This window comes from Sphingomonas sp. 10B4, assembly GCF_035019905.1.
GTDB lineage: Bacteria > Pseudomonadota > Alphaproteobacteria > Sphingomonadales > Sphingomonadaceae > Sphingomonas > Sphingomonas glacialis.
In genome coordinates this window covers 42568-56375 of record NZ_JASJVC010000008.1, presented here as the reverse complement: position 1 = coordinate 56375, position 13808 = coordinate 42568, and the positions used below count along the sequence as shown (strand labels likewise).

Here is a 13808-nt window from a genome sequence, read left to right as displayed (position 1 = left end):
GCTTATTCCGCGGCGAGCGTTTCCTCGGCGCGTTCCTGCGCCTGGCGGTTCCACATCTCGGCATAGAGGCCGTCCTTGCGCAGCAGCGCAGCGTGGCTCCCGCGCTCGACAACTTGCCCCGCCTCGAGCACGACGATCTCGTCGGCGTGGACGACGGTCGACAGGCGATGCGCGATGACGATCGTCGTGCGCCCGCGCTCGATCGCCTGGAGCGTGTCGAGGATCTCGCCCTCGGTGCGGCTGTCGAGCGCCGACGTCGCTTCGTCGAGGATCAGCACCGGCGGGTTCTTGAGCAAGGTCCGCGCGATCGCGACGCGCTGCTTCTCGCCGCCCGACAGCTTCAATCCGCGCTCGCCGACGCGCGTGCCATAGCCCTGCGGCTGGCGTTCGATGAAGCCCGCGATCGCCGCCCCGCGTGCGGCAGTCTCGATTTCGTCCTGCCCGGCACCCTCGCGGCCATAGCCGATATTGTAGCCGATCGTGTCGTTGAACAGCACGGTGTCCTGCGGCACGATCCCGATCGCCGTGCGCAGCGACGCCTGCGTCACCTGGGCAATGTCCTGCCCGTCGACGGTGATCCGCCCGCCGGTGAGATCGTAAAAGCGGTACAGCAACCGCGCGAGCGTGCTCTTGCCCGCGCCCGACGGCCCGACCACGGCGAGCGTCTTGCCCGCCGGGATATCGAGGTCGATCCCCTTGAGGATCGGCATCCCCTTGTCATAGCCGAAGCGGACATTCTCGAACCGGACATGCCCGCGCGCCACCACCAGCGGCGGCGCGCCGGGCGCGTCGACCACTTCGGACGGCGTATCGATCAAGTCGAACATCGCGCCCATGTCGATCACGCCCTGGCGAATCGTGCGGTACACCATGCCGAGCAGGTCGAGCGGCCGGAATAGCTGCGACAGCAAGGTCGAGACGAACACCACGTCGCCCGCCGAAAACGCCCCACGTCCCCAGCCCCAGGCGACGAACGCCATTCCGCCGCCGAGCATCACATTGGTGATCAGCGCTTGCCCGACGTTGAGCCAGGCGAGCGAATTCTCAGACGTCACCGCGGCGTTGGCATAAGCCGCCATCGCCGCGTCGTAGCGCTTCCCCTCGCGCTCCTCCGCGCCGAAATATTTCACCGTCTCGAAATTGAGCAGCGAATCCACCGCATGACTGACCGCGCCGGTGTCGAGATCGTTCATCCGCGTGCGCAAGGCGGTGCGCCAATCGGTCACCATCCGCGTGAACCAGATATAGGTCGCCACCATCACCACGGTCGCGGCAACCAGCCCCCAGCCGAAGCTCGAGCGGAAGATGTTGAGCACGAGGACGAGTTCGAGCACCGTCGGCGCGATGTTGAACAGCATGAAATAGAGCATCGTATCGATGCTCTTCGTCCCGCGCTCGACCACCTTGGTGACCGCACCCGTCCGCCGCTCGAGATGGAAGCGCAGCGACAATTGGTGGAGATGGCGGAACACGCTCGCCGCAAGCCGCCGCGTCGCATCCTGCCCGACACGCTCGAACACCGTATTGCGCAGATTGTCGAACAAGGTCGTCGAGAAGCGCGCGCCAGCGTAGCCGAGGACGAGCGCGATCACGATCCACACCGCGCCGCGCTCCCCCTGCGCCATCCGGTCGACCGCCCATTTCAGCGTGTAGGCGCTGGCATAGACCTGCGTGACCTTCGACGCGATGACGAGCAGCATCGCACCGACGATGCGCAGCCGGAGAACCGGCGCATCCTTCGGCCACAGATAGGGTACGAAACGCCGGAGCGTAGGCAGCATCGGCCGTTCGGGCGTGGTCGAGGTGGTGGCTGTATCGGGGGGCATCTGTCCTTCATGTAGGCGCAGTCAAGCGCGACCGAAAGCGTCTCATGGAACAAGCAAGGCAGTTCGTCGGTTTTTGCTACGAACGGAGACGGTTATGGACCCGCTTTTCTACGTCATGGCGATCATGGGATGCGGCGACGGCAGCTCGGCCTGTCAGCAGGCGCGCGTCGAACAGGTGCAATATCGTTCGATCGGCGAATGCCAGCGCGCAATGCCAGCAGCGCTCGCACGCAACAGCGATGTCGACTACCCCGTAGTGACTGCATCGTGCCGCGCAACGGGCGAGCGCATGGCGCAAACCAAGGCAAGCGTGACACGCGGATGATCGCCATCGCGCGATAGCCTGCTATAGCCCGCACGACAGGGGCGCGCCGTGCGGAAATTGACTGCAATAATCATCGGAAGCTTGGTATCGCTCGCGCTCGTTGCCGCGATCGAGAGCCTTAGCGCGACGCTTTACCCCGTTTCGGGCGACATCGCCGCGGCCGACCGTGCGACGCTCCTCGCGATGATCACCGGAATCCCGCTCCCGGCGAAACTCATCATTGTGGCAGGTTGGCTGATCGCCCCGTTCGCCGGGGTCTGGTTGTGCCTGCGCATCGGGGACTGGCCGATCGGAGGGTGGCTGGTGACAGCCATCTACCTAGCCGCCGCGATCGCCGGGCAAATCAACGTGCCGCACCCTGCGTGGATGGCACTGTGCGCGGTGCTCTTCCCGTTGCTCGGCGCGTGGCTCGCACAGCGTGCTCACCGCAAACCCTATCCCGGTGAGCCCTTGCTCGGATAAACGGGGGTCAGCCCTCCGGGTCGATCGTCCCATTGCCATCCTGGATCGGCAGCGCCCAGCGGATCTGCTCGCGCAGCAACGATTCGAGGTCCTTCGCACCGACAACATGCGCGGTCGCGCGTTTGCGCAACAAGGCGGCGAGCAGCGAAGCGCGGCTGTCGGGCGCTTGTGCGACGCGTCCGCGCGACAGGGCTTTGGCGAACTGGACGGAGAGCGCGGTCATCGAATCAAGGCCTTTATCCAGGCCCGTGACCTAAGCTTGCAGACGTGCAGAACGTCTCACCGAAAGGGGTTAGCGCCGCCTTCAGCGTTGCGCGGACGAGTCCAGAGCGAGCGATCACGCGGCGACGGAGGATAGGCCTGCGCGCGGCGCCGCGCCGCGAAGTATGCCTTGCCGATCATCGCGAGCTTCGCCGCGCTCGACGTCGTCACGCGACCATCCCACGCGCGCGGCCCCAACGCCGCGACACCGCGCGCGATCGCGCCATAGATGTCGGCCGCCGCCAGCACCGCCCAGGCCGAACGAAACGACAGCGCCGGGGTGCCGTGGCGTGCGCTCGCCTCGTAGCCCGCCGCCAGATCCGCAAGCCGCACGCCAAGCACGCCAAGCGCCGCGCGATGTTCGGGGGCAAGCAGCGTGTCGGGGCTCAGGCCCATTTCGTCGAGCCACTCCTGCGGCAAATAGCACCGCCCGGCGCGCGCATCTTCGGCGATGTCGCGCGCGATATTGGCGAGCTGGAACGCCATCCCCAGGTCGCACGCGCGATCGAGCGTGGCTTCGTCGCTTGGCGCGACCCCCATCGCGATCGCCATCATGCACCCGACCGCACCCGCGACATGGTAGCAATATTGGTAGAGATCGGCCTCGCTCCCCGGGCGCCAGCCTTCGGCATCGAGCGCGAAGCCCGCGATCAGATCGTGCGCGAGGGCAGGGGGCAGTGCGGTCTCCGTCGCGAACAGCCGGAGCGCGTCGAACGCCGGATCGCCGACAACCTCGCCCGCGAGCGCAATGTCGGTCTTCGCAGTGATTTCCGCGAGGCGTGCGGGACCATCGTCGACCCCGGTCATGTCATGGCCGTGATCCTGGCCATCGGCGATATCGTCGCACGCGCGGCACCAGGCGTAGAGCAGCCAGGCGCGTTCGCGCGTCGGCCGATCGAACAACTTGCTCGCCGCGGCAAAGCTCTTTGATCCGCGCGCGATCGATTCCTGCGCGGTCGCGACGATCGCATCGCGACTGGGCAAGGCGGTGTTGCTCACAAGTCTTTCGCGCCGATCTTGGTGATCGTCACGATCGGCTCGTGCGCGGCCATCTGGTCGAGCAGTCCGTCGAGCGCGGTGTCGATCAGCAGGATGCCGTGGTGCTGCGGGCGCAGGAAACCGACCTCGCCCATATGGCGATAGAAAGCGACGAGATGGTCGTAATAGCCCGCGATGTTGAGCAGTCCCACGGGCTTGGCGTGATAGCCGATCTGCGCCCAGCTCAGGGCTTCCCACAATTCGTCCATCGTACCGGTGCCGCCGGGCAAATTGACGAACCCGTCGGACAGATCGGTGAACGCCTGTTTGCGCTGGTGCATCGTCTCGACGACGTGGAGCTCGGTCAGCCCGCGATGCGCGACCTCGGCGTCGACCAAAGCCTGCGGGATGATCCCGATCACCTCGCCACCGGCTTCGAGCGCGCTATCGGCGACCGCGCCCATCAGCCCGAGCTTGCCGCCGCCATAGACGACGCCGATGCCGCGCTCGGCGAGCGTCCGCCCGACCTGGCGCGCGCAGTCGATATAGACGGGATCGGCCGGGGTGGCCGATCCGCAATAAATCGCGAGCCGCTTCATTTTATCGTTCGCCTTCCAGCATTAGCGCCGCGGTCGCCTTGGCGCTGCCCACCACGCCGGGAATCCCGGCGCCGGGGTGCGTGCCGGCACCGACGAAATAGAGGTTCGGAATATGATCGTCGCGGTTGTGCACGCGGAACCACGCGCTCTGCGTCAGTAGCGGCTCGAGCGAAAAGGCGCTGCCGAGATGCGCGTTGAGATCGGCCGCAAAGTCGTTCGGCGCATAATGGAATTTGGTGACGATCCGCGAATGGATATCGGGGATCAGCCGTCGCCCGATCTCGTCGAGAATGCGCTTTTCGAGGATCGGCCCGATCTCGTCCCAATCGACCGGGAACTTGCCCATGTGCGGCACCGGCGCGAGCGCATAGAAGGTCGAATGCCCCTCGGGCGCCATCGACGGATCGGTGACGGTAGGGTGGTGGAGATAGAGCGAGAAATCCTCGGGCAGCACGCCGTGATCGTAAATGTCGCTGAGTAGCCCCTTATAGCGCGGCCCGAACAGGATCGTGTGGTGCGGGATCCCCGGCCACGTGCCCGTGATCCCGAAATGGACGACGAACAGCGAGGGCGAATAACGCTTGCGCGCGAGTGCCTTCCTGGTGCGCTGCGCACTGCGCGAGGATTTGAGCAGATCGCGATAGATGTGCATCACGTCGCCATTGCACGCGACCATGTCGGCATCCTGGTGCCAGCCGCTCGCGGTGGTAACGCCGGTCGCGCGGTCGCCGAGCGTCGCGATGTCGACCGCGGCGTCGCCCAGTCGCAGCACGCCGCCGAGCCGTTCGAAATGCGTGACCATCGCGTCGATCAGCTTGCTGGTGCCGCCCATCGCGAACCACACGCCGCCGTCTTTCTCGAGCTTGTGGATCAGCGCGTAGATCGCGGATGTGTTCATCGGGTTGCCGCCGACGAGCAGCGTATGGAACGACAGCGCCTGGCGGAGATGCTCGTCCTTCACGTAGGACGACACGATCGAATAGACCGAACGCCACGCCTGATATTTGGCGAGCGCCGGCGCTGCCTTGATCATTGCGGCGAAGTCGAGAAACGCGACATGGCCGAGCTTGCGATAGCCCTCTTCATAGACGCCGGCCGCATAGTCGAGGAACTTGGCATAGCCCGCGACATCGTCGGGGTTGAGCTTGGCGATCTCGGCATTGAGCGCGGGCTCGTCGTTCGAATAATCGAACACCGTGCCGTCGGGCCAATTGAGCCGGTAGAACGGCATGACGGGCGCGAGCGTCACGTCGTCGGCCATGTCGCGCCCGGTCAGCGCCCACAATTCCTGCAGGCACGGCGGATCTGTGATGACGGTCGGCCCCGCGTCGAACACGAAGCCGTCTTTCTCCCAGACGTAGGCGCGGCCCCCGGCCTTGTCGCGCGCCTCGAGCAGCGTCGTCTCGATCCCCGCCGATTGCAGCCGGATCGCGAGCGCCAGCCCGCCAAACCCGGCGCCGATGACGATCGCGGTCCGCGCCGGTGCGCGCACCGGATGCGAGCTCATGCCTTCACCCCGCCCGGCAGCACGCCGATCGCGCGCAAAGCGCGGCTGATCGGTACCGGCGGCTTGCCGGTCAGGATCCGTGCCTTGTCCATCATCGTCGAGCGTCCTGCATAAAAGCGCCGCACCAGGCGCTGGTCGAGCCGGTAAAAGCGTTCGAGAACACGATAGCGTTCCTCGGGCTCGGCGGCACGAAAGAGCATCTTGTCGAGCATACGGTAGAAGCCGCGCGCCTGCCACGTCCGTTTTGCATAGGCATGCGTCAGCGTATGCAGTCCCTCGCCCGACAGGTCGCGCGCCGTAGCGATCAGCGCGGCGAGCCGTACCGCATCGGGTAGCGAATAGCCGGTCGTCGGGTGAAACAGTCCCGCACGCATCCCGGCCTTGGCGACCTTGTTGCCGCCAGACTGCCAATAGGCCTCGAAATCGCCGCCCATCGTCACTGGCAGGACGCCCGATTCCTCGCGGATGACCGTATGCGTCGCCCAGCCATGCGCCGCGGCATAGGCGCGTACGCGATCGGCGATCGGGTCGGCGTTGTTGCCGCTGCCGGGTTGCGGCCGGTACAGATCGGGGGTGTCGCTGTAATAGGTGTCTTCGATGAACAGCCGGGTCGGCGACAGCGGCAGCGTGTAGACGAAGCGATAGCCGTCGATCTGCTCGACCGTCGCGTCCATCACGATCGGACGCGTGAGCCCGTGCGGCGTATCCAGCTCGAACTCGATCCCGACAAACTTCTGCCAGCCCAGATCGAGCAGCCCGAGATCGCCCGGCCCGCGCGTGTCGATCACGCCCTTGGCCTCAAGCCGGTCGCCGTCGGCGAACACCACTGCGGTCGGTCCCGCCGCGAGCACCTTGCGACCGGTCATCAGCCTGTGTGCCGGCAATTCGGCGCGCAGCGTCGCATCGAGCCGCTCGGATTCGATCGAATAATAGGCGCTGTCGAGCGTCCGGCGGTGCGCCGGAAAGGCAATGTCATAGCTTTTCCAGCCATAACTGACGAGCGGCGCGACGATCCAGCGATCGGCATCGCGCACGTCGCTGGCGAAGAACGACCAGAGATGGTTGCCACCGAAGCGATCGGATCGCTCGACGATCCGTACGTCGAGCTCGGGCCGCTGCTTGGCGAGCGCCAGGGCGATCAACCCACCGGCAAGCCCGCCACCGACGATGGCGATGTCGCAGGAGAGAGTCTCTGGCATAGCCATTGCGATAGCCGAAATGTGGCAAGGTGCAAGCGCGGCGGGCGATCGTGGGACACGCCGCAGACGCTGGCCGGTGCGGCGAATCTCCCTGACTTGCGGGGCCGGCTGCGCTACACCGCAGGAATGTTGCTCGCGATCCTCGCCGCCACGCTCGTCATGTCGCTGATCGTCGGCGTGCGCTATCTGATCGTCTCAGGCGCATTCGCCGCGGCAACGCGCGTCAGGCATCCCGGCCTCTACGACGGCCTTACGCCGCAGATCCGTCGCGAGATTGGCTGGAGCCTTGCCTCGGCGGTGATTTACGGCGTGCCGGCGGGCGTCGTCGCGTGGGGATGGCAGAATCTCGGCTGGACGCGGATCTACACCGATTTGCACAGCTACCCCTTATGGTATGCGCCGGTGTCGGTGCTGCTGTACCTGATCGCGCACGACACATGGTTTTATTGGACGCATCGCTGGATGCACACGCCGCGCGCGTTCAAGCTCGCGCATGCGGTGCATCACGACAGCCGCCCGCCGACAGCGTGGGCGGCGATGGCGTTCCATCCGATCGAGGCGATCACCGGCGCTGTGATAATTCCGCTACTTGTCTTCCTTATTCCCATCAATATTGGCTGCCTCGGCTTGGTCCTCGCGATCATGACGGTTATGGGGGTTACCAATCATATGGGTTGGGAAGTCTTTCCCCGGTTCATGTGGAATGGACCATTGGGGGCATGGCTGATCACCGCCAGCCATCACCAACGGCACCACGATCTCTATCGAGGAAATTATGGTCTCTATTTCCGTTTCTGGGATCGGCTCTGCGGCACCGACAAAGGTGTCGGCGATTTTGTCAAAGCGCATGCGCAGGCTCGCGTGCGTCGGCGGCGCGTCGGCGGTGGTGTTGCTGGCGCTGCCGGGGGCGGTGGCAACGAGTGACCTGTCGGTCGATCTCACCAATCTGCGGTCGCACAAGGGATCGGTCCGCGTCTGCCTGACCGCCGACCCGCAGAACTTCCCCGCGTGCATCGACGATGCTCAGGCCGTGACGCGCTCCATACCCGCGACAGCCGGCAGCTTGCGCTTCGATGGGCTGGCGCACGGCGATTATGCCGTCGCGGTGATCCATGACGAGAACAACAACCGCAAGCTCGACACCTTCGCCGGGATTCCGCGCGAAGGCTTTGGTTTTTCTCGCAATCCCGCATTGAGCTTTGGCCCGCCGCGCTTTGCTGCGGCCCGCTTCACGCTGACAGGTGATGCAGATCGGCAACAGATCAAAATGCGTTATCTGCTCTAGTCTACATTTTCGGACCCAAAGCGTTGCGCGAGCGTTACGGCCCCAAATCCTTAGATTCTGGAGCTACCCCGTGATCGATCGTCGCTTTCTTATATCCGCCGCCACCCTGCTGATCGCCAGTGCGGCCCCGGCGTTTGCCCAAAGCGCGCCGCCCGCCCCGGCGGACAACGACCAGATCGCCGCCGACTTCAACAAGGACTCGGTCACGGTCGGCATCGGTGGCGCCTATCTTCCCGATTATGACGGCTCGAACGAGTATCGCTTCGTGCCGGCGCCCGCCGCGATCGGCTCGGTCAAGGGCTTCAACTTCTCGGTGATCGGCAACCGTGCCAGCATCGATCTGATCCCGAACCGCCCGGGCCAGTCGATCGATCTGCAATTCGGTCCGATCGGCGTGATCAATTTCGACCGCTCGAGCATCAAGAACATCGACGACGTCCGCGTCCGCGCACTCGGCAAGCGCAGCACCGCGCTCGAGCTCGGTGGCTATATCGGCATCGGCAAGACCGGCGTGATCACCAGCCCGTATGACAAGATTTCGGTCTCGGTCAGCTATCGCAAGGGCGTGACCGGCGCGCACAATAGCGGGATCTGGCAGCCGAGCTTCACCTATCTGACGCCACTCAGCCGCAAGGCCGCGGTCGGCATCCTCGCCTCGGCACAGCATGTCGGGCAGGGCTATGCCGACACCTATTTCAGCATCACGCCAACGCAGAGCCTCGCGAGCGGCCTTCCGACGTACGCGGCACGCTCGGGCTGGAAGAACTATTCGGTCGGCGGTTTTGCGACCTATTCGCTGACCGGCAATTTGCTCCACGGCGTCAAGGTCGTCGCCGGCGGTACCTATTCGCGGTCGCTGGGGGACTTCTCCTACGCCCCGATCGTTCGCATCGCCGGCTCGCCCAACCAGTGGCTGGGCGCCGTCGGGCTTGCTTACACCTTCTAACCCCGGCGCAATTCAGCGCAGGTTCAGGATCCGCCGTGGAACACAACTCGTGATTCCACGGCGGGTTTTCGTTTGCGCGCGGATCGTCGGGAATGGCCGACTCTCCAGCTATTCGGGTCTTGCGCCGTCGCGCGCGAGGTGCCACGCCAGCGCCGCACTATAGCGTTTCCAGCAAAAGGGTTCGCCCCAATGACCGACACCGAAGACCAGCTGATCGAGCGCCTCGAAGCCCGCGCCGACCGTCGGAATGAGCGCCGCGAATTCTTCCGCACAGCCCTTGGAGCCGGTGCCGTCGCCGCAGTCGGCGCCGCCGCCGTCGCGGTCGGGACCAGCGCATCGGCGCAGGCGACGTCGGAAACCGACATCCTCAATTTTGCGCTCAACCTCGAATATCTCGAGGCGCAATTCTATTCCTACGCCGTCTTCGGTTCGGGCTTGCCCAACAGCCAGCTCACCCCGGGCAGCGCCAGCACGACGACGCAGGGAACGGTCACGGGTGGCCGCCAGGTCAGCTTCAGCGATCCGCTCGTCGCGCAATATGCGCGCGAAATCGCCGGTGACGAAACGCAGCACGTCGCCTTCCTTCGCAGCCAGCTTGGCACCGTCGCCGTCGCGCAGCCCGCGATCGACATCGGCAGCACCGCCACGAGCGCCTTCACGGTCGCTGCGCGCGCCGCCGGCCTCGCGACCAATGCAAGCGGCGCGGTCGACAACGTCAACGGCACATTCGACCCTTACGCCAACGACCAGAACTTCCTGCTTGCCGCCTTCCTGTTCGAAGATGTCGGCGTCACCGCCTATAAGGGCGCGGCCTCGCTGCTGACGACCAAGGCCTATATCGACGCGGCGGCGGGCATCCTCGCCGCGGAGGCCTATCATGCCTCGATCATCCGCACCGTGCTGTACAGCAAGGGCCTGGCGACGCCGTCGCTGCGCACTGCGGCGGGCGCGATCTCCGACGTTCGCGACAAGCTCGACGGGACCTCGGACGACGATCAGGGCATTGCCTCGGCAGTCGTCGCGAACAGCCAGTTCGCCGCGCTCAACGGCCTGACGGCATCGAACATAGTCCCCACCGGGCTCGACGGCATCGCCTATGGCCGCTCGACCGGGAACGTGCTCAATATCGTCTACCTCAACAGTCTGGCTGTCGCGAAGGGGGGCTTCTTCCCCAATGGACTCAATGGCACCATCGTGACCAGCACCGCGAATTGAGCCGCCCGATACCTTCAGCCTGACGCCTTCCAGCTTGCCCGAACGGGAGTTCCCCCAGTGATCGATAGCGACATCCTCTTGCAGGTTCTCGACGCCGGCGAACGCCGCCGCGCCGAGCGCCGTAATTTCCTGCGCAGCGCGGGCGTCGCTTCGCTGGCCGTTGGCGGCGCATCGCTGCTGTCGGCCTGCGGCGGCAGCGGCTCGACGAGCACCGATCCAGGCGCGACGGCAACCGCAACGCCGACGCCGAGCCCGAGCTCGACCAGCACGCTGCAAGACCAGGACACGCTCAACTTTGCGCTCAACCTCGAATATCTCGAAGCGCAGTTCTACAGCTATGCCGTCACTGGCGCAGGGCTGCCCAACGCGTTGATCGCCAAAGGCGATGGCAACCAGACCGTCCAGGGCACCGTGACGGGCGGCCGCAAGGTCACTTTCACCGATCCGATCGTCCAGCAATATGCGGTCGAGATCGCCGCCGACGAAGTCGCCCATGTCGCCTTCCTGCGTTCGGCACTCGGTGCTGCGGCAGTTGCGATGCCCTCGATCAACATCGATGGTGGCCCCAACGGCGCCTTCTCGGCCGCCGCGCGCGCCGCCGGGATCGCAACCACCAATGGCGTCGTCGATCGCGTCAACGGCACCTTCGACCCTTACGCCAGCGACGAGAACTTCCTGCTCGGTGCGTTCATCTTCGAAGATGTCGGCGTGACCGCATACAAGGGCGCTGCGCAGACGATCAACACGACGTTGCTGCTCGATGCCGCTGCGGGCATCCTCGCGACCGAGGCGTACCACGCCGGCCTGATCCGCACCGTGCTCTATTCGAAGGGCCTCGCCACCCCGAGCCTGCGCGTCAATGCCGGGCTGATCAGCGACGCGCGCGATAGCCTTGATGGTACGAGCGACATCGATCAGGGTATTACCGGCACCGCGACGACGTCGAACCTCGTTCCGGTCGATGCCAATGGGCTCGTCTATGGCCGTACAGCGGGCCAGGTGCTCAACGTCGTCTATCTCAACAAGAACGCCGTGGTCGGCGGGGGCTTCTTCCCCAATGGTCTCAACGGCAACATCCGCACCAGCGCCGCAAACTAGTTGCACGCCGCGCGCGAGCGCCTAGACTGACGCCATTCCCCGGGGGGCTGCTGATCGGCGGCTGAGAGGGGGGCACGAGCCCCCGACCCGCATCAACCTGATCCCGTTAATACGGGCGTAGGGAGGGAGCGGTGGCCGCCCGGAAACCGTCTTTGCTCCTTGCGATTTTGGAGCGAAGAGCATGGCAGATATCCCCGCGCGTACCGAAATCGGCGTAACGACCGGCCCGATCCGTGGCTCGCGCAAGATCTACGTGCCCTCGGCAGCGATTCCCGGGCCAGGCGTCGCGATGCGTGAGATCCTGCTCGAACCATCGTGTGGCGAGCCGCCGCTACGCGTTTACGACACGTCGGGGCCCTATACCGACCCCAAAGCGCGGATCGATATCCACGTCGGCTTGCCGACGCTGCGGCGCGACTGGATTCTCGCACGCGGCGACGTCGAGGAATACACTGCGCGCGAAATTCGCCCCGAAGACAATGGCTTGAGCGGCCCCGATCGTTCGGCTGGCGTACCGCAATATCCCAATGTCGTTAAACGCCCGCTGCGCGCCAAGCCCGGCGCCAATGTCAGCCAGATGCACTATGCGCGACGCGGCATCATCACCCCCGAAATGGAATATGTCGCGATCCGCGAGAATCTCGGGCGCGCTGCCGCCAGGGAAAAGCTGATCCGCGACGGCCAGGACTTCGGCGCATCGATCCCCGATTACGTGACGCCCGAGTTCGTCCGCGACGAAATCGCGCGGGGGCGGGCGATCATCCCCAACAACATCAACCATCCCGAATCCGAACCGATGGCGATCGGGCGCAACTTCCTGGTCAAGATCAACGCCAATATCGGCAACTCCGCCGTTGCGAGCAACGTCGCGGCCGAGGTCGACAAGATGGTCTGGTCGATCCGCTGGGGCGCCGACACGGTGATGGACTTGTCGACCGGTCGCCACATCCACGACACGCGCGAATGGATTCTGCGCAACAGCCCCGTGCCGATCGGCACCGTGCCGATCTACCAGGCGCTCGAAAAGGTCGGCGGCGTTGCCGAGGACCTGACCTGGGAGATCTTCCGCGATACGCTCATCGAACAGGCCGAGCAGGGCGTCGATTACTTCACGATCCATGCCGGCGTGCGGCTTGCCTATATCCCGATGACCGCGAAGCGCGTTACCGGGATCGTCTCGCGCGGCGGATCGATCATGGCGAAATGGTGCCTCGCGCACCACAAGGAGAGCTTCCTCTACGAGCGCTTCGACGAGATCACCGAGATCATGAAGGCGTATGACATCGCCTACTCGCTCGGCGACGGCCTGCGTCCTGGCTCGATTGCCGACGCCAACGACGAAGCGCAGTTCAGCGAGCTCTACACGCTCGGCGAACTCACCCACCGCGCCTGGAAGAGCGACGTCCAAGTGATGATCGAAGGCCCCGGCCATGTGCCGATGCACAAGATCAAAGAGAATATGGAAAAGCAGCTCGAAGTGTGCGGCGAGGCGCCCTTCTATACGCTCGGGCCGCTCACCACCGATATCGCGCCGGGCTACGACCATATCACCAGCGGGATCGGCGCGGCGATGATCGGGTGGTATGGCACCGCGATGCTCTGCTATGTCACGCCGAAGGAGCATCTCGGACTCCCCGATCGCGACGACGTCAAGGTCGGCGTGGTGACCTACAAGCTTGCCGCGCACGCCGCCGATCTCGCCAAGGGCCATCCCGCCGCCAAGATGCGCGACGATGCGGTCAGCCGCGCGCGCTTCGAATTCCGCTGGCGCGACCAGTTCAACCTGTCGCTCGATCCCGATACGGCAGAGCTCTACCACGACGAGACGCTCCCCGCGGAGGGCGCCAAGACAGCGCATTTCTGTTCGATGTGCGGGCCGAAATTCTGCTCGATGAAGATTACGCAGGAAGTGCGCGATTTTGCGGCGAAGCAGAACCAGCCGGCGGACGGCTTCCTCGCCGCAACGCCGCCGGTCGATGCGGCCGACGCCGACCGCGCCGCGTTCGCACGCGGTGTGCAGGCCGAGGCGGGCATGGCTGAAATGAGCGCCACGTTCAAAGCAAAGGGCAGCGAGCTCTACCTGCCCGCGACCGAGTAAGGTGCCCGT

The 13808-nt window shown here is 65.1% G+C and carries 14 protein-coding genes and 1 riboswitch; of the genes, 8 read left to right on the top strand and 6 right to left on the bottom strand.

Going from position 1 to position 13808, the window contains the following annotated elements; all coding sequences use genetic code 11:
* Positions 1-2 precede the first annotated feature (2 nt).
* Positions 3-1826 (bottom strand): ABC transporter ATP-binding protein/permease, encoded by a 1824-nt coding sequence (locus QN347_RS04180; protein ID WP_322161583.1) that lies wholly within the window; start codon positions 1824-1826, stop codon positions 3-5.
* 94 nt (positions 1827-1920) lie between these two features.
* Between QN347_RS04180 and QN347_RS04175 the strand changes: the two genes are divergently transcribed.
* On the top strand, positions 1921-2151 hold the full coding sequence (locus tag QN347_RS04175; protein WP_133191303.1) for a hypothetical protein: 231 nt from the start codon (positions 1921-1923) through the stop codon (positions 2149-2151).
* 81 nt (positions 2152-2232) lie between these two features.
* Complete coding sequence (locus QN347_RS04170) at positions 2233-2613, top strand: hypothetical protein (protein ID WP_323493972.1); 381 nt, start codon at positions 2233-2235, stop codon at positions 2611-2613.
* 7 nt (positions 2614-2620) lie between these two features.
* Here the strand turns inward: QN347_RS04170 and QN347_RS04165 are convergent, their stop codons facing one another.
* From QN347_RS04165 to crtY, 5 genes are read right to left on the bottom strand one after another with little or no spacing between them, the layout of a single operon-like run.
* Positions 2621-2836 carry a hypothetical protein gene (locus tag QN347_RS04165; protein ID WP_322161579.1) on the bottom strand — a complete coding sequence of 72 codons (216 nt, stop codon included), beginning with the start codon at positions 2834-2836 and terminating at the stop codon, positions 2621-2623.
* Positions 2837-2892: 56 nt separating this feature from the next.
* Entirely contained in the window at positions 2893-3873 is a 981-nt protein-coding gene (locus QN347_RS04160; protein WP_322161577.1) for a phytoene/squalene synthase family protein, read from the bottom strand.
* Positions 3870-4451 (bottom strand): TIGR00730 family Rossman fold protein, encoded by a 582-nt coding sequence (locus QN347_RS04155; protein ID WP_133191300.1) that lies wholly within the window; start codon positions 4449-4451, stop codon positions 3870-3872. The genes QN347_RS04160 and QN347_RS04155 overlap by 4 nt, the downstream gene beginning before the upstream one ends.
* Before the next feature lies 1 nt (position 4452).
* Positions 4453-5958: a phytoene desaturase gene (locus QN347_RS04150; protein WP_322161574.1), complete on the bottom strand. Its 1506-nt coding sequence runs from the start codon at positions 5956-5958 to the stop codon at positions 4453-4455.
* A complete protein-coding gene (gene crtY, locus QN347_RS04145; RefSeq protein ID WP_133191298.1) occupies positions 5955-7157 on the bottom strand; it encodes a lycopene beta-cyclase CrtY in 1203 nt (400 codons plus the stop codon). The genes QN347_RS04150 and crtY overlap by 4 nt, the downstream gene beginning before the upstream one ends.
* Before the next feature lie 126 nt (positions 7158-7283).
* On the opposite strand from crtY, the gene QN347_RS04140 reads away from it, so the two are divergent.
* The 6 genes from QN347_RS04140 to thiC all read left to right on the top strand — a co-directional run bounded on the left by QN347_RS04140 (position 7284) and on the right by thiC (position 13799).
* Positions 7284-8081 carry a sterol desaturase family protein gene (locus tag QN347_RS04140; RefSeq protein ID WP_322161572.1) on the top strand — a complete coding sequence of 266 codons (798 nt, stop codon included), beginning with the start codon at positions 7284-7286 and terminating at the stop codon, positions 8079-8081.
* Entirely contained in the window at positions 8005-8442 is a 438-nt protein-coding gene (locus tag QN347_RS04135; protein ID WP_322161570.1) for a DUF2141 domain-containing protein, read from the top strand. Before QN347_RS04140 ends, QN347_RS04135 begins: the two co-directional genes overlap by 77 nt.
* Positions 8443-8512: 70 nt before the next feature.
* Positions 8513-9388 (top strand): MipA/OmpV family protein, encoded by an 876-nt coding sequence (locus tag QN347_RS04130; protein WP_322161569.1) that lies wholly within the window; start codon positions 8513-8515, stop codon positions 9386-9388.
* Positions 9389-9577: 189 nt separating this feature from the next.
* Positions 9578-10603, top strand: a complete 1026-nt coding sequence (locus QN347_RS04125) for a ferritin-like domain-containing protein (protein ID WP_322161568.1) — start codon at positions 9578-9580, stop codon at positions 10601-10603.
* A 57-nt stretch (positions 10604-10660) separates the two neighbouring features.
* A complete protein-coding gene (locus QN347_RS04120) occupies positions 10661-11701 on the top strand; it encodes a ferritin-like domain-containing protein (RefSeq protein ID WP_322161567.1) in 1041 nt (346 codons plus the stop codon).
* Between the two features lie 30 nt (positions 11702-11731).
* A riboswitch (TPP riboswitch) is annotated at positions 11732-11842 on the top strand.
* A gap of 40 nt (positions 11843-11882) precedes the next feature.
* Entirely contained in the window at positions 11883-13799 is a 1917-nt protein-coding gene (thiC, locus tag QN347_RS04115; protein ID WP_322161565.1) for a phosphomethylpyrimidine synthase ThiC, read from the top strand.
* Positions 13800-13808: the final 9 nt, after the last annotated feature.